Below are 15806 nucleotides of genomic sequence, written 5' to 3'. Positions count from 1 at the left end.
ATTTGTGCGCTAGGTTTCCGCCCATTGCGAATCTGACAGTTTGCGTTGAATGGGGAGAAGCCCCAGCGGACACATCTGTGAAACTCGCCAACTTATCAGTCTAACAGACCCTATTCATTTCACCAGAGCGCGACCAATCCTTTTGGAGAAACTGGACGAATTTCACCGCGAACGGTCGCTCAAGGCCATTTTTTCGGTCATTTTCCTTCTTAAACACCAAATCCGTCGGGTTGAACTCTAACAGAAATCAGCCTCCAATCAGGTTTCCTCCCGATTTCGCCTTTGATCTTTTCATCGGGTTTCCGTTTGGCTAGTCTACTCCCCCTTTTCGCCGAGCGGAATATTTTCCAAGTCCATGAGCGCTACAGCTACTCCCACCTCGATCCGCAATGCGGTCATTCGTCTCGCCGGTCATTCGCAGGACGGCATCCAATCTATCGGAGCCTTTTTGGCCCAACTGGCCGGCTCCACCGCACAGGATGTGATGACCTATATGACCATCCCGTCCACCATCTCGGGAGGACCGTCCATTTTCCAAGTCCACCTCGGCTCAGGTGAAGTTCTGCACCCTGGTGACGAATCCGATACTTTGGTCGCCTTCTATCAGGACAGCTACGACAACCACTTGTCTGCGGTGAAAGACGGCGGCATCTGCTTCTATGATAGCGACAAAGTGGAAGAGATTCGCGAGGAGCGCGGCATCATCCACATCGGGGTGCCCTTCACCACCGCCACCATCGAGGCCATCGGCGGCAATGCCAAGTCGCGCGGAAAGAACATCTTCGTCCTGGGGATGCTCTGCGCGGTCTACAAGTTGGACCGGGACAAGATCTCCGACATCATCGCGGCCAAGTTTGGCAAAAAGTCGGAGGACGTCCTCCGCAACGCCATGCTGGCTTTCGACGCGGGCTATCTTTGGCCCGTCCACGACATCAATCACATGCCAATGGCACCCGGGGAGAACGACCTCGGCCAGGACCGCCTCTCCACCGACGGCAACACCATGTTGGGTCTCGGGCTCATCGCGGGAGGCTGTCGCTTCGGGGCTGGATATCCCATCACCCCCTGGTCCACCATCATGGAACAGCTTCGCAGCGAGTTGCCCAAATACGGCGGCATGTTCATTCAGACCGAGGACGAGCTCGCCGCTGTCGCGCTGGCAATCGGCGCGTCGTTCGCCGGCCACCTCGCCATCACAGGCTCCTCGGGGCCGGGTCTTTCGCTCAAATCCGAAGCGATGGGCTACGCCTGTATGGCGGAGCTCCCCCTCATCGTGGTGAACATTCAGCGCGGCGGTCCATCCACCGGGATGCCCACGTCGGTCGAACAATCCGACCTCATGCAGGCTATCTACGGCTCCCACGGCGATGCCCCTCGCGTGGTCCTCGCTCCCCGCGATGTGGAAGACTGCTTCTACACCGCATTGGAGGCCTGCCGCATTGCGAAAGAGTATTCCACCCTTGTGGTCATTCTCTCCGACCAAGCCATCGCCAGCCGGATCGAGGCCTTCCCCGAGCCTGACTTGGAAAAAAACTGGATCGAGCCCGTCCTCGACCTTTCCGAGCGCCCCGAAGACTTCAAGCCCTACCCCCTCGATGGCTTGACCCGCCATTCCCCTCCCGGTGCCAAGTCCGCGAGCGGCAAATACCCCGTGGTCACCGGTCTGGAGCATGACGAGTGGGGCCACCCCTCCGGCAGCCCGAAAATGCACGAGCAAATGAGCGCCAAGCGCCGCGAAAAGCTTATCCAACTTGCCGGCACCTATGGAGCGCCCGAGATCTACGGGGAAGAGTCCGGCGACTTGCTCATCGTCGGCTGGGGTTCCACCTACGGCCCCATCCGCGAAGCCGTGGATCGTCTCTGCTCCGAAGGGCACAAGGTCTCCCAGCTCTCCATCCGCCACATCCACCCTCTCAATCCGAATCTCGACGAAGTCTTCAGCCGCTTCACCCACATTCTGGTCCCCGAGATCAACGACCCCGGGATCTACGGGTTCGGTCAATTGGCCACCATGCTGCGCGCCAAGACCTGCAACCCCGCCATCCAATCCCTGAACAAGATTCAAGGCCTCACCTTCCGGGTGAAGGAAATCGTCACCAAGGCCGAAGAAGTGTTGGCTGGAAAGTAAGTCTACTTTTGCTATTTTTAAGGGATGAAACTCGTCGAACAGATCGAACAAGATATGCTGACCCTTTCGGTCCCCGAGAGAATGCGTCTCCTTGAGCGGCTTGGCGAGTTGGTCCCGGTTCCAGAAGGCGAAGAACAGGATTCGGTCGCCGAGGCCAAACGGCGTCTTGCTGAGATGCAGGCCGATCCATCCATCGCAATGTCGTGGGAGGAGATTAAAACGCAATTGGGACGCGGCTAGCGCAGCGATGAAGCCCGTCCTTTTTCACCCCAGATTTCAAACGGACCTTGCCGAAGCCCTCCAATACTATGAATCCGAAGCCGGACCGGAAACCGCCAACCGTTTCTTCCATTCCATCGAGATTGCCATCACCGAGATCTCCAAGAATCCCCGTCTTCACCACTTTGATGCCTCTGGGTTCCGGGGCTACAACTTCGCCCCCTTTCCCTATCACATCCTCTATTTCGAAACTCCCCGCCAAATCGCGATTCAAGTCCTAAAGCACAACCAACGACACCCAACCTTTGGGCTTCGTCGTCAATTTTAACTCTTTCACCCTCCATCGAATCAATCATGTCCACCACCGCTGAACCTAAAAAACTGACCAAGAAGGAACTCAAGGCCGATCACCCCACTTGGTGCCCGGCGTGTGGAGACTTCGCGGTGCTCGCTTCTTTCTTCAATGTCGTGCAAAAGCTCGGCTTCGATCACGAGAAAGTGGTCTGCGTCGCAGGGATCGGTTGTTCCTCGCGTTTCCCTTATTTCGTGAATACCCACGGGATTCACTTCATCCACGGGCGAGCCCTCCCTCTCGCCACCGGCCTCTCTCTTTCCCGCCCTGATTTGCATGTCTTCGTCTTTGGCGGTGACGGTGACGGCTACTCCATTGGAGGCAACCACCTGACCCATGCCGCGCGGAAAAACATCAATCTCACCTATGTGGTGATGGACAACTTCGTCTATGGTCTGACCAAGAACCAGACCTCGCCCACCACCCCGATTGGCCGCAAGTCCAAGACCGATCCACGGGGAGCCATCGACCGTCCCATCAACCCCATGTCGCAACTCGTTAGCAGCGGAGCGACCTTCATCGCCCGCACCCACGCCGCCCACGTGAAGCACATGAACGAGATGTTCGAGCGAGCCATCCTCCACAACGGATTTTCCGTCGTCGAAACCCTCTCCGAATGCACCATGTTCTACCCGGGAGCCTTCAACGACGCCATTCCACGCAAAGGCGGGGAGTTCAATCTCATCGACGAGGAAACCCACGACAAACAGGACCTCGCCGCCGCCATGGCGCTGACCCAGGATCTCACTCCCGGCAAGTTCGGTGTCTACTTCGAGACCGAGCGCGACACCAAGAACGAGCTCGAAAGCGCATGGGTCAAAGACGCCCAAGCCGCCCACGCAGGATTATCCGGTCAGGATATTCTACGCCAAAGCTTCGCCCGCCTGCGATAGAATCCGTCTCACAAAGCAAAGACACCCATCCCGGGATCCTCGTGGTCGAAAATCGAGCTCGACGGATAGGACCGAGCTCGAAAATTCGCGGCGAGCCTCACAATCGGACAAATTCTCTTATTTCAATCATAATGAGAGACTTACGAGCTGACGCCCACGAATCAAGATCATTCACGGGCTCAACGCTATAGAAAAACAGCTATTCATTTAGCTACCCCCTTAAAAGCAGCATAGCCCCCTCTCAATGGGGATCGAGAGGAGGCTAGTTTGCTACTTATTCCTTTGAAAACGGCCTTCGGTGAAGAATTCCGCCTTCAGGAGGAAGATAGCCACCCCCAAATAGATAGCAAGTTAAAATAGTAAATAATTCCGAACAAATCGAAATCCGGACTATTTCCAACTGTAGACAACCTGGTATTCAATGACCTGAACCTCATCAGGTTGCAAAGTCCGAGTGAATTCGATGGTGTTCGAGTCGGTCTTCTCAAATTTCTCAGCGCTTTCAACCTCCCAGTTGGACCAGCGCCAGAGGTGTTCTCGCGCAGTGATGGTCTGCACTTTCTTGGAGCGGTTTTTCAGCGTGATTTCAATGGTTTCCCTCGCCCAACTTTCCCGATCATTGTTTTGAAAATCGGTGACCTTGCGCTCACCCACCAAGTCAAAGGCATTGCCGGTGTAGATCTTGAGCTCTTCTTTGGATGGTGTGTGATCGATACGATTCTCGCCGACGAATTCCAAATTTCCGTCCGCGGAGTCTTCACGGTAGAACCTCACGGTTCCGGCAGGCATCGGCACGCCGAGCCCATTTTCTCCCGTGTTGCTGAAGTTCCAATAAATGGCAACGTCCTTGCTGGGAGATTCGATCAATTGACCTGTATTGCGTCCACCGTGGAAGCGGTGGGTGACCGGATCGTAGAGATAGCTCTTCTTTGCCACGACCTTTGCGGAGCGGAGAAACTCAACTTGCTTCGTCTCCTGATCCCGCAGTGTGATGGCTCGAGGCAAGGTGTAGAGGTGGAAGTCGTCAAAGGCTTTTTGCTCCACAGAGCCGGCGCCATCCATTGCCATGGACGCACGCATCATCATCTCGGACTTCATTTGGGGTTGCACGTTGACGTCGCCAGCGACCAGTTTGACTTTGGCCTTTTCGAAGGAAGTACCGGAACGATTGTTGGCAGTAATCCAGCCACTCAAGGTCACAAGTTCCCCTTCCTCTGGAGCGACCAAATTGTAGGAAGCTTCCCAAGTGAGTCCTCTCGAGAGATAGGAGAGTTGCGCGTCAAAGTTGACGGCTTCTCCAGCCCCCAGGGTCCAGGAAAGGGTGGGCCGAAGGATGGAATCGTCTCCCAAGGAAGGAAACAGTGGCTCACCCGGGAGCGAAAATTGCAGTCCCTTGTCAGTCTCGATCACTGGCGAGCTTTGACGCCCACCGGGTTGATAGCCTGAGCGAACCACCTTCCCTTTGATCATCTCGACCTTGCCATCGGGATACACCTTCTGGAACGGAACTTCTTTTCCTTCAAAGAGCGAAAGCAAGAGTCCCTGCGAAACCGGATCGTTGCGATAGGACTGCTCTTGCAAGGCAAACTGCGCCTTACCGGTCGGATCGCGCAGAACAACTGAGTCAGGGATCACCTGGGCGGTCGCCCGATCATAGCTCAGAGTGTTTTCACCCGCCTTCAGTTGAACCGGCAAGGTGTCGCGCACCACGGCAAGATTTTCGTTATAAATCGTCAACGCCACTTCGGCGCTGGCACCACCTGTTAGAGCCAGACTCATCATCAATAATTTCTTCATACCCATGAATATTGACACGCCAGCAGGGAATGTCTTGGAAGAAAAATCAGAAGACGCCAATCGGCAGAGATCCCACTCACCGTTGGAAGCGCGGCAGACTTCATCGCCTCCTACCGTCTGCGCCCGCGATAGCGTTCGCGGGGATCATCTTCCGGAGTCTCCTCATCTTTATATCCAAGGATACCGTGGCGGCGCAGGTTTTTGATGAAGGACTTGGTGTCGTCGGTCACTTCCTCATCTTTTGTGAGAGTCCCCACCAATCCCGCATCACCATTGAGGGTGTCGAGGGTCTCGCTTGCTTTGGAAAAAGTTTTCTCGGCCTCCACGACCGCCCCTTCGGCCTTGTCGGCAACTCGTTTGATGGAACGCATGGTCTCGGGGACTTCTTCCATGGCAGGTCCCACGTGAGCGAGTTGGGCATCGATCTCGTCAAAGGTTCCCTCGACCTTTTGCGCAAGCTCATTGACCTGATTGATGGCCTTCCGCGCATCGACTAGAACTGGCTTGAGGTCTGCGGAAGCGTTGCGCGCGCCGAGGGAGGCGTCCTCAATATTGGCCAGGGTCCGCCCAAGCGAAGACACATTCTCGTTGGAAAGAACCTTGGTATTGATCTGCTCCACCGTCTCTCCAAGTCGTCCTGCGACTGCCCGAATATCGTCGAGGGCACTGTCGAACTTCAAAAGACTCGTCCGCGCGTCGGCCATCAGGATCCGAGCGTCTCCGGCCACGGCCACGGCATCATTCTGAATCGCCTCCAAGCCACTGGCGCCTCCGCCATCAATGACCTCCTGGTCCGTCAGGAAAGTCGCGGAGGGAGCTTCTGGAATGGAGACCACGATCAGTTTGTCACCAAGCACGGTGGCACTCTGGATTTGAAAAACAGCATTGGCAGGCAACTTCCGGGTAGCATCGACACCTATGGGAACCTTGACTCGGGGCGGTGTGACGGACTCCAGAATCGGAGGACCAGTCACCGATCCGATGCGAACGCCGGCCAGACGAACTGGAGTTCCCTCAATCACTCCGCTGGCATCACTGAATCGCACCTGCAGGTTGTAAACCTCATCATAGCTATTCTGAAAGCGCCCGAACTGGAGCACCAACCAGGACAACACTGCGATTCCCACAAAAATGAAGAGTCCCACCAGTGTCGCGGTGCGTTGTTGTCCAGCGGCCATGCGGGGAGGATCTCACAGGCCTCCGCTGCTGTCAACGGGAGCGGGTGAACTCGCCACGAATCACTCGCGATTGAGCACGGTTCGTGCTAAGCCCTCCCCACAAGCATGGAAATCGAGAAGAAGCGGCTGGCGGAAGACGAGGCACGTGAAAAGAACTGGCGGCGGTGGGGCCCCTACCTCAGTGAACGCCAATGGGGTACGGTCCGGGAGGACTACTCCGCCAATGGGGACAGCTGGTCCGCTTTTCCTCACGATCACGCACGGAGCCGGGCCTACCGCTGGGGCGAAGACGGACTGCAGGGATGGTCCGACCGACAGTGCCGTCTGTGCTTCGCACCTGCTCTCTGGAACGGGCAGGACGACATCCTGAAGGAACGGCTTTTCGGTCTCGCTGGTCCGGAAGGAAACCATGGGGAGGATGTGAAGGAGTGCTACTACTACCTCGACTCGACCCCCACCCACTCCTACACCAAGGCTCTCTATAAATACCCCCAGGCCAAGTTTCCCTACATTCAGCTCCGCGATGAAAACAAGAGTCGCAGCCGGAATGAGGGGGAGCTGGAACTCGCCGATACGGGAATCTTCAACGACGGGCGCTACTTCGACGTGGTGCAAGAGGTCGCGAAACGCTCGCCACAAGACATTCTCTGGCGCATCACCGTAACCAACCATGGTCCCGAAGCTTCCGAGATCCATGTGCTGCCCCAACTGTGGTTCCGCAACACTTGGAAGTGGGGCAACGAATACGAGGAACCCCGCCACAAACCACTCATCCAACGCGAGAAGGACGGCCTCATTGCCGACCACGACCTACTGGGCACCTTCCGCTTCTTCGCTGAGACATCCGCCGAGACGAAAGGTCCGGTGCCTTGGCTTTTCACCGAGAACGAGACGAACTACCCACGCATCTTCAAGACCAAGGGACCCAGCCCTTACGTCAAAGACGCCTTTCATCGCTACCTCATTGAGGGGTTGGAAACGGTGGTCAACCCGAGCGAGAAAGGGACCAAGGCCGCCGCTCACTTCAAGCTAATGATACCCCCCGGGGAAAGTGTGACGATCTGCTGTCGCTTGCACGAGGAGGGCGAGGACAACGGGCTCGCGGGTTTGGATCAATTCGAGGAGACCTTTGCCGAACGCCTGGCGGAAGCCAACGACTTCTATCAAGCCATCATCCCGGACAATCTCTCCCACGCGGAAGAGCTCATCTGCCGCCAAGGCTACGCCGGCCTCCTGTGGACCAAGCAATTCTTCTACTACGTGATCAAGGACTGGCTCGAGGGTGATCGGGATGGGCCTCCCCCTCCCCGGGAGCGGCTCAAGGGCCGGAACTCGGATTGGCAGCATTTCTTCGCACGCGATATCCTCTCGATGCCCGACAAGTGGGAGTATCCCTGGTTCGCGGCCTGGGACACGGCCTTCCACATGATCCCGTTTGCGGCAGTCGATCCCTCCTTTGCCAAGCATCAGCTCCTGCTCCTTCTGCGCGAGTGGTATATGCACCCCAACGGACAGCTGCCGGCTTACGAGTGGAACTTCTCCGACGTCAACCCACCGGTCCATGCCTGGGCTGTCTGGCGGGTCTATAAGATCGCTGATGCCAAGGGGCACCGCGACCTGGACTTTTTGGAACGCTGTTTCCAGAAGCTTCTCGTGAACTTCACCTGGTGGGTCAACCGCAAGGATGTGGAAGGGCGTCACGTCTTCGGCGGAGGCTTCCTGGGCTTGGATAATATCGGGGTCTTTGATCGCTCCCATTGTCTTCCCAGCGGATCGATCCTGCACCAGGCCGATGGAACCGCGTGGATGGGTTCCTATTGCCTGACGATGCTATCCATCGCGCTGGAACTCGCCCCTACCCGGCCGCCCTACGAGGACATTGCCTCGAAGTTTCTGGAGCACTTTATCAGCATCACCGACGCCATGAATTCCCTGGGTGGCAATGGCCTTTGGGACGAGGAGGACGGCTTCTACTACGACAATCTCATCGTCGGACAAGACAAGCCCATTCCCCTGAAGATCCGCTCGCTGGTCGGACTCCTCCCCATGATTGCGGTTACCGTGATCAAGCAGAAGACCATCGACAGTCTGCCGGGCTTCCGCAAGCGCATGGACTGGTTCCTTGCCAATCGCCCCGAGCTCCTCAAATACATCAATGTCCGCAAGGCCGTCGGACAAAAGAATCCCGGCCGCGTGCTGTTGGCCATCCCACCGGAGGACCGCTTCATCAAGACCTTGTCGCGCCTGCTGGATCCCAATGAGTTTCTCTCTGATTACGGCATCCGCTCCCTGAGCAAAGCCCATGGCGACAAGCCTTTCGTCTTTTCCCACGATGGACAGAGCAACACCGTGAGCTACGTCCCGGGAGAATCCGACACCGCGATGTTCGGGGGCAATTCCAACTGGCGCGGCCCCATCTGGTTCCCCACCAACTTCCTCATCATCGAGGCTCTGGAGCGCTACCACTACTACTATGGAGACACCTTGAAGGTGGAGTATCCCACCGGCTCGGGCAACATTGCCAACCTCCGCGAAGTCGCCATCGACCTTTGCGATCGATTGATTTCCCTCTTCGTTCCCGATGAGAACGGCAACCGCCCCTGCTTCGGCGAGGCCCACCGTTATGGCGAAGTCGATCACTGGAAAGATCTTGTCCTCTTCCACGAATACTTCCATGGCGAAACTGGCGAGGGGCTTGGAGCCTCCCACCAGACCGGCTGGACCGCGCTGGTGGTGCGGCTGGTTCGCGAGCGCCGCGAGAAATTGACTTCGGAAAACAATGAGTGGGACTAACACCTCAACTGAACCCAAGGAGCGCCACATCTTCCTCTGCGCATTGCCCACCAAGGCGAAGTGCTGCCAGCCGGAAGTCGGCGAGCCCGCTTGGAATTTTCTAAAAAAGCGTCTGGCAGAACTGGGTCTCCAATCCCCGGGTCACCGTATCCAGCGCAGCAAGGCGGATTGTCTGCGGGCCTGCGTGGACGGCCCCATCGCGGTAGTCTATCCGGAAGGGATCTGGTATCGCCACTGCACGGTGGAGAATCTGGAGCGCATTATTCAGGAGCATCTGTTAGAGGGTCGCCTAGTAGAAGACCTCATCATCGAGCGTCCGGAATGCTAAGGGCCTCCCTCGAGAAAAGCTTTTCTTGTCCCGCACGCAGAAGGCATACTAGCCAGGTTGAGCCCCTCCCCCTTCCAGCAGCAATTCTTTGCCCAAATGAGCCATCCCCACTGGGGGGACGAGCTCTTCGATGAAGTGGCCGATACGGTCTACTTTGTGAAGGATCTTTCGGGACGTTATGTCGCCGTTAACGAGACCCTCGTGCGCCGTTGTGGGGCCGCATCCAAGAAGGACCTGATCGGCAAGACTGCCGCCGAGGTCTTTCCCGCCCCGCTGGGTGAAGACTACACCCGCCAGGACCTCGCCCTGATCCAAGGCGAGCCCGACATCACCAACCGCCTCGAGCTCCACCTCTACCCGGGGGGGGAGAGCGGATGGTGTCTGACCTGGAAGAAAGCCCTGCGAGGCCAATCCGGGGACGTCATCGGCCTATCCGGAATCTCCCGCGACGTGAACTCCACCCCCGATGATGTCGAAAGCTTGGAAGGACTTTCCAAGGTCCTGAGCCATATCCGCGACCATCTGGACGAGCCCCTCACCTTGGGCGACCTGGAACGGGCAACCCGTCTTTCTGCCTTTCAAATCAAGCAACGCATCAAGCGCCTTTTCGGAATCTCCCCCCGGCAGTATATCATGCGTTCCCGCATCGAGTCTGCCCGACACCAACTCACCTACACCAATCTGCCCCTCAGTGAGATCGCTCTCGCCTGTGGCTTCGGCGACCAGAGCTCATTTACGCGGCAGTTCAAGCGTTCGGTCGGGATCACTCCCAAGGCCTACCGAGACCAATAGAGGCCGCGAGGACGAAGAAGGACCTCCTTCTTGCTAAATTGCAAAAGAGAGCGATTCTGCTCCATGCCAACACTCTGCGCCAATCGCGACTGCAGCTTTCCCCGCTGGATGACGGTCACCCTCGTGGCGGCTGGCATCTACAATCTCGCATTCGGGCTTTGGACCATTTGCTGGCCGCATCTCTGGTTCGACTGGTCGGGGATGGAACGCTCCAGATATCCCGAACTGTGGCAGTCGGTAGGCATGATTGTGGGGGTGTTCGGAATCGGCTACTTGATTGCCGCCAGTAACCCAATCCGGCACTGGCCTATCGTTCTGGTTGGTCTTTTGGGAAAAATCCTGGGCCCGCTTGGGTTTGCCAAGGCCATCTACGTGGGAGCCCTGCCTCTTTCCTCGGCTTGGATCATCATCACCAATGATCTGATTTGGTGGCTGCCCTTTGCGGCGATTCTTTGGAAAACAGCACAAGCCAAAGTAGGCAAACCAATCACTCGGGAAGAACCCTACACCACCGAAGAAGCAGCCGAGGTGTATCAACTCTCGACAGGCGAAACCCTCGCCGAAGCTTCCAAAGAGCAGACCGTCGTTTTGGTCTTTCTGCGGCACTTCGGCTGCACCTTCACTCGCCAGATTCTTCGGGGCCTGCAGGATCTCAAAGCCGAAGCGGAAGCGAACAACGCCCGTCTCGTCCTCGTCCACATGCTGCAGCACGGAGACGAACAAGACTACCTCGCCAGCGCCCAATCCAGCCCCATCCCCCGCATCGCTGATCCCAACTGCGAACTTTACCGCGCCTTTGGCTTGGGCAAGGGCGGGCTCTTCGAGCTCTTTGGACCCCGCGTCTGGCTGCGCGGAGCACTCTCCCTCTTCAAGGGCTGCGGAGTCGGCCACCTGGCAGGCGACGGATTGCAGATGCCGGGTGCCTTTCTCTATCGGGATGGAGCCATTCGGTCCGCCCAACCTGCTCGCACAGCCTCAGACCTTCCAGACTTGCCCAAGCTGTTCAACCAATCCAAAGCCGACGGGAGTAGGATTGACGAATCGGGTCCAAATCGGGTAGTGATATGAGTTCATGGGAAGCTCAGAAAATCGGATGGGAATATTCCACACCTCCTGCTGGGTGTTAGGACTCCTCGCCTTCGTAGAACTGGCGGCGGTGGGACTGGCCTTCGGACGCGACCAACGGAGCATCGGGGAGACTGAAGCCGCAGTTCCTGAAACCCGCATCATTGAGAAAATCGAATACCGCACCCTGCCTCCCGAGAAGGAGACCGTGGTGGTCGAAAAGCCGATTTACCTGGAGCCTGAAGTCGCGGCCCTTCCCGACGGTCCTCCTCTCGATTATGAATTCGAGCCGGTGCAAAACCTCAAGCTCGGCACTCCACCCATCGCCAATCCCCTCGTCGAACGGCTGGTGGAGGAATCGCGCTCCCTCCGCATCGCAGGCGACTCCATGCGAGCCATGTTGAAGCTGGAGGAGGCCAGTAAATCCGCACCCGACGACGCCAATGTCCTTTACCAATTTGCCGAGGTCTACAGCACCATGGGCCTCTACGACAAGGCTGCCGACTACTACCAACAGGTCTTTGCCCTCGGCACGGTCAAGGCCGGCAGCCTCTACGACCTCGCCGCCATCAAGCTCAAGGACGGCATCGAACAACCCGAGGATATGGCCACCAAATTCGCGTTGGGACGGGTCCGGGTCTACGAGGACACCGACTTCGCAGGAGGCGAAAGAGTCATCCTGACCATCCCCGTCTCCGCCGCTCCCGATCTGGGACTCAATTCCGAAGAGCTGGACCGGGCCCTCCGCGTGGTGGTCAATCTATACGACGAACTGGATGGCAAGCCCGTCCTCTGGGATGAGAATACCAGCACGATGGAAACCCAGTGGGTCACTCCCCCCACCGATTGGAAGGAAAACGGCGAAGAACTCCTGCGGGTCACCTACGTCATCCCCCCCCAGAACGATGGGGCCCGCCACTTGCTGGGCCAGCGCAAGTATTTCGGTCAGGTGGTGGAGCTCTTTTACGAGAGCGCTCTCATCGACCGCCTGGCTTCCCCACGTCGTTTGGCAAAAGAAGTCAAAGCTCGGGGAGAAGAAATCTACTTCTATCCCGAGAATTACGTTCCTGATGATTTCAACTTCGAAAATCCGCTTCTCCCTCCCTTGTCGGACTAACACGTAATTGAAGTTCAATGCTTTCCTCGCCCTTTTTAACGTTGAGGACTGAATTGAAAGTTGCGGTCTACCAACTGCTCTTGCCAGACTCCTGCTACCCTTGAGCCAATCCATTCCACATCTCGAACCCGGTCTCCAAATCGGAGACTACCTGCTAACCCAACTCATCGAGACTGCGGTTGATCGACAAGTTTGGTTGGGCGAACAGATTAGCGTCAAAAGGGAGGTTGAGATCGTCTGTTACTTCGGTCCCGACCCTGAACGATTTCTCGCCGACATCCGGGTCAAGGCGATGGTCGAGGATGGCGTATTCGGCCTCGTCTATGAGGCGGTGCAAGCAGAAGAATTTATCGCCTACGCCGCAGAGGTTCTTCCCGAGCGTAGCCTCGCCCGGCTTGCGGCAGAACACCAGCCCCTCACCCCCCTCGAAGTCACCCAAATCATCGCCCAGGTCGCCGGAGCCCTAAGTTCCCTCGACAAGCGTGGAATCGCCCGCGAGGACTTTGGTCCAAAGGAAATTCGCTTCGGGCCCCACAACAACGTCCGCATCGCGAACGTAACGAACTCCGGCCCGCAAACGAATGATATGCCCACACGGCGAGCTTTTGTGGACACTCTGGTTGAGCGGATAGAATTTGGTCAGCCAGGCGCGACGCGGATGACCACGCTCTTGGAATATATCAAGGGCACCGAGACCCAGTCCCCGATTCCATGGAGTCAGGCAAAGTCCTTGGCCCTGCAGGTCCACGAGCAATTGAAGGCCTCGCCCATTGCGCCCCCTCGCTCGACCCCCGTTCTGGAAAGCCGCCAAAGCCTCCGTGGAGTAACCATTGCGGGTCTCATCTTTGGCCTCGTCGCCCTCATTCTCGGCTTTTTCGTCTTTCGCGATAGCAGCCCAAAGGTGGAAACTGGCCTCGTGGTCACCGTGCCCGCTGGACGTTATCCCCGCCCCAATGGAGGCTTGGTGGAACTGTCCCCGTTCCGAATCGACGCCACCGAAGTCACCATCGGAGAATACGCTGAATTCATGGTCGCATGGCAGATGATGACCTTCAGCCAACGCAGCGATCTCTGGCTCCCCGGACGGCCCGACGACAAAACCTCGATCCGCCCCCACGACTGGAATAGCTATTACCCCAAGGCCCGTTCACGGGGTACCTGGGAAGGCCGCAGGATTTGTCTCGAATGCCCCGTCTTTGGCGTCGATTGGTGGGACGCCGGCGCCTATGCCAAATGGAAAGGTGGCCACCTCCCTACCGAGCAAGACTGGTGGGCTGCTTCCTCCTCACTGATTGCCGCGACCGGCCAGAAGTCCTCTTGGGGACCAGTGGGCGGACCGGGCGAAAAGATCTACGGGCTCAAAGGCAATGTCACCGAGTGGGCCGGCAAGTTCTCAAAGGATCCCGCTTTCCCTATCAGCTCGCCCAAACCGGTAGCCTTGGGAGGCTCTTTCAAGAAGGCTAGCAAAGGCGCCCTGACCCGCGAATGGCTGGAAAGCCCCACCCTCCGCCGGGACGACCTCGGTTTCCGAGTAGCCTATGCTGTGGAACAATAAAGTCGGGGAACAAGACTTTCTCTTGCGGGTGGCCCTATTTTTTCTTTCATAGGGACTCTGAAAACGATCATCCATCGCCTTCTCGGTATCGCCCTGCTCCTTTTGGCCAGCCAAGGAGAGTCCTTCGGTCAGTTAGATGTCGACCTCCAGATTGGTCGTCGACAGTTCATTCCCCATGAGCCCATCCCGCTGTCCATTCAATTGACCAACCGGGCCGGACGGGAACTCCTCCTCCATGGCGATAGCCGCAAATCGTGGCTCAATGTCGTCATCTCCGACCAACGGGGCAATCCCGTCGCTCCCTACAAGCCCATGGCTTTCCAGGCAGCCAAGGTCCCGGTCGGTCGCGCGGTCGCCAAGCAAATCGACCTGAACTCCCTCTTCCCTCTTCACTCCTTTGGCAAATACACGGTCTACACCGTCGTGACTCTGCCTACCGGCGAGGCTTTCCAGTCTCCCCGCAAAACCTTCGATATCACGCGAGGCCGTACCGTTTACGAACAACGGGTTGGCCTGGGAGGCAAGGCCCGCGACTACCGCCTCATCTCTTTCGCCCCTGGTCGCACCTCGTATCTCTATTTCCAAGCGGAGCTGGTTGACGAGCGGCGCGTGGTGCTCACTTACCCCATCGGAGAACTTCTGCAGAACAAAGCCCCGGAGGCCACCGTGGACCGAGCTGGCAAGCTCAACGTTCTCTACCTGGGAGCCCCGGATCGCTATGTTCACGTCCTGATCGATTCCACCGGCAAGGTCGTCAAACGCACAATCTATAAGCGCGGCCCCAGCGGAGATCCCAGACTCACTGCCTTTGCCAACGGCGAGGTCAAAGTCGCTGGCGGCATGGTCTTCGACCCCGACGCACAGAAAGCTCGCAAAGCAAAAATTCGAAAAATATCTGAACGGCCATCCCTTTTGTTTGACTAAGTTTTTAAAATTAAATTGCCTAGTCGGTTAGTTTTTGCTAATTTTTAACAAATGTTAATGATTTTATGAATGCTTTTGCTCGCGCTATCGCCATCCTCTTGGCTTCCAGTCTCCTCAGCATCCTCAGTGGCAAGACCGTCATCATTGATGCAGGCCACGGCGGGCGCGACATCGGAGGTCACCTTGGGAAGGTCTACGAAAAGCATCTCGCGCTCGATACCGCGATGCGTCTGGAGTATTACCTCAAGAAAAAAGGTTACCGCACCGTGATGATCCGGAACAACGACACCTTCGTCCCCTTGTCCCAACGCGCCGCCATCGCCAACCGCTATCCCGGCGCCATCTTCATCAGCGTTCATTACAACTCGACTTGGAAAAAGCACGTTGAGGGCGTGGAAACGTTCTACTACTCCGCCCAAAGCAAGGGCTTGGCCAATGCCTGCCACAACGGAATGCTCAGCAACACCCGAGCAGCCAATCGCGGAGTCAAGTTTGCCCGCTATTACGTTCTTCGCCACAACACCCTTCCTGCAATTCTCGTGGAAGGCGGATTCCTCAGCCATAGTGGCGAGTGCGCCAAGGTCATGAAGGGCACATACCGCGACCAACTGGCCCGTGGCATCGTGGACGGCGTCGTCCGCTTCGACGCCAGCGGCCAGTGGTAG

The 15806-nt window shown here is 57.3% G+C and carries 14 protein-coding genes; 12 read left to right on the top strand and 2 right to left on the bottom strand.

Annotation, left to right across the window (positions count from 1 at the left end):
• The first annotated feature begins 355 nt into the window (after positions 1 to 355).
• Genes IE099_RS15200 through IE099_RS15185 form a run of 4 tightly spaced genes read left to right on the top strand, consistent with a single transcriptional unit; the run spans position 356 to position 3592 of the window.
• Positions 356 to 2128 (top strand): 2-oxoacid:acceptor oxidoreductase subunit alpha, encoded by a 1773-nt coding sequence (locus tag IE099_RS15200; protein ID WP_189571584.1) that lies wholly within the window; start codon positions 356 to 358, stop codon positions 2126 to 2128.
• Positions 2129 to 2152: 24 nt separating this feature from the next.
• Entirely contained in the window at positions 2153 to 2368 is a 216-nt protein-coding gene (locus tag IE099_RS15195; RefSeq protein WP_189571581.1) for an addiction module protein, read from the top strand.
• Between the two features lie 7 nt (positions 2369 to 2375).
• Positions 2376 to 2675 (top strand): type II toxin-antitoxin system RelE/ParE family toxin, encoded by a 300-nt coding sequence (locus IE099_RS15190; protein WP_189571578.1) that lies wholly within the window; start codon positions 2376 to 2378, stop codon positions 2673 to 2675.
• A 26-nt stretch (positions 2676 to 2701) separates the two neighbouring features.
• Entirely contained in the window at positions 2702 to 3592 is an 891-nt protein-coding gene (locus IE099_RS15185; RefSeq protein ID WP_189571576.1) for a thiamine pyrophosphate-dependent enzyme, read from the top strand.
• A 390-nt stretch (positions 3593 to 3982) separates the two neighbouring features.
• On the opposite strand, the gene IE099_RS15180 is transcribed toward IE099_RS15185, so the two are convergent.
• The gene (locus IE099_RS15180) at positions 3983 to 5389 is read right to left on the bottom strand and encodes a DUF4139 domain-containing protein (protein WP_189571574.1); all 1407 of its coding nucleotides are present in this window, start codon (positions 5387 to 5389) and stop codon (positions 3983 to 3985) included.
• A gap of 110 nt (positions 5390 to 5499) precedes the next feature.
• Positions 5500 to 6567, bottom strand: a complete 1068-nt coding sequence (locus IE099_RS15175; RefSeq protein WP_189571572.1) for an MlaD family protein — start codon at positions 6565 to 6567, stop codon at positions 5500 to 5502.
• A 105-nt stretch (positions 6568 to 6672) separates the two neighbouring features.
• On the opposite strand from IE099_RS15175, the gene IE099_RS15170 reads away from it, so the two are divergent.
• From IE099_RS15170 to IE099_RS15135, 8 genes are all read left to right on the top strand, one after another.
• On the top strand, positions 6673 to 9360 hold the full coding sequence (locus IE099_RS15170; protein WP_189571570.1) for an MGH1-like glycoside hydrolase domain-containing protein: 2688 nt from the start codon (positions 6673 to 6675) through the stop codon (positions 9358 to 9360).
• Positions 9347 to 9688, top strand: a complete 342-nt coding sequence (locus IE099_RS15165; RefSeq protein WP_189571568.1) for a (2Fe-2S) ferredoxin domain-containing protein — start codon at positions 9347 to 9349, stop codon at positions 9686 to 9688. Before IE099_RS15170 ends, IE099_RS15165 begins: the two co-directional genes overlap by 14 nt.
• A gap of 96 nt (positions 9689 to 9784) precedes the next feature.
• On the top strand, positions 9785 to 10480 hold the full coding sequence (locus IE099_RS15160) for an AraC family transcriptional regulator (RefSeq protein WP_189571566.1): 696 nt from the start codon (positions 9785 to 9787) through the stop codon (positions 10478 to 10480).
• Positions 10481 to 10543: 63 nt separating this feature from the next.
• Complete coding sequence (locus IE099_RS15155) at positions 10544 to 11548, top strand: AhpC/TSA family protein (RefSeq protein ID WP_189571563.1); 1005 nt, start codon at positions 10544 to 10546, stop codon at positions 11546 to 11548.
• A 25-nt stretch (positions 11549 to 11573) separates the two neighbouring features.
• Positions 11574 to 12662: a tetratricopeptide repeat protein gene (locus IE099_RS15150; RefSeq protein WP_189571560.1), complete on the top strand. Its 1089-nt coding sequence runs from the start codon at positions 11574 to 11576 to the stop codon at positions 12660 to 12662.
• A gap of 100 nt (positions 12663 to 12762) precedes the next feature.
• On the top strand, positions 12763 to 14217 hold the full coding sequence (locus tag IE099_RS15145) for an SUMF1/EgtB/PvdO family nonheme iron enzyme (protein WP_189571555.1): 1455 nt from the start codon (positions 12763 to 12765) through the stop codon (positions 14215 to 14217).
• Between the two features lie 102 nt (positions 14218 to 14319).
• Positions 14320 to 15141, top strand: coding sequence for a hypothetical protein (locus IE099_RS15140; protein ID WP_189571551.1), 822 nt, complete (start codon positions 14320 to 14322; stop codon positions 15139 to 15141).
• 65 nt (positions 15142 to 15206) lie between these two features.
• Positions 15207 to 15806: an N-acetylmuramoyl-L-alanine amidase family protein gene (locus IE099_RS15135; RefSeq protein ID WP_189571548.1), complete on the top strand. Its 600-nt coding sequence runs from the start codon at positions 15207 to 15209 to the stop codon at positions 15804 to 15806.

The organism is Roseibacillus persicicus (assembly GCF_014651675.1).
Lineage (GTDB): Bacteria > Verrucomicrobiota > Verrucomicrobiia > Verrucomicrobiales > Akkermansiaceae > Roseibacillus > Roseibacillus persicicus.
The sequence above is the reverse complement of the archived record's forward strand: the minus strand, read 5'-3'. Positions and strand labels throughout refer to the sequence as shown.

Excerpts from the sequence above, each read along its gene's own strand:
- IE099_RS15170 (WP_189571570.1), top strand. The coding sequence starts at position 6,673 with ATGGAAATCGAGAAGAAGCGGCTGGCGGAAGACGAGGCACGTGAAAAG.
- IE099_RS15180 (WP_189571574.1), bottom strand. The coding sequence starts at position 5,389 with ATGAAGAAATTATTGATGATGAGTCTGGCTCTAACAGGTGGTGCCAGC.
- IE099_RS15185 (WP_189571576.1), top strand. The coding sequence starts at position 2,702 with ATGTCCACCACCGCTGAACCTAAAAAACTGACCAAGAAGGAACTCAAG.
- IE099_RS15150 (WP_189571560.1), top strand. The coding sequence starts at position 11,574 with ATGGGAATATTCCACACCTCCTGCTGGGTGTTAGGACTCCTCGCCTTC.
- IE099_RS15195 (WP_189571581.1), top strand. The coding sequence starts at position 2,153 with ATGAAACTCGTCGAACAGATCGAACAAGATATGCTGACCCTTTCGGTC.
- IE099_RS15160 (WP_189571566.1), top strand. The coding sequence starts at position 9,785 with ATGAGCCATCCCCACTGGGGGGACGAGCTCTTCGATGAAGTGGCCGAT.
- IE099_RS15190 (WP_189571578.1), top strand. The coding sequence starts at position 2,376 with ATGAAGCCCGTCCTTTTTCACCCCAGATTTCAAACGGACCTTGCCGAA.
- IE099_RS15175 (WP_189571572.1), bottom strand. The coding sequence starts at position 6,567 with ATGGCCGCTGGACAACAACGCACCGCGACACTGGTGGGACTCTTCATT.
- IE099_RS15135 (WP_189571548.1), top strand. The coding sequence starts at position 15,207 with ATGAATGCTTTTGCTCGCGCTATCGCCATCCTCTTGGCTTCCAGTCTC.
- IE099_RS15165 (WP_189571568.1), top strand. The coding sequence starts at position 9,347 with ATGAGTGGGACTAACACCTCAACTGAACCCAAGGAGCGCCACATCTTC.
- IE099_RS15155 (WP_189571563.1), top strand. The coding sequence starts at position 10,544 with ATGCCAACACTCTGCGCCAATCGCGACTGCAGCTTTCCCCGCTGGATG.
- IE099_RS15200 (WP_189571584.1), top strand. The coding sequence starts at position 356 with ATGAGCGCTACAGCTACTCCCACCTCGATCCGCAATGCGGTCATTCGT.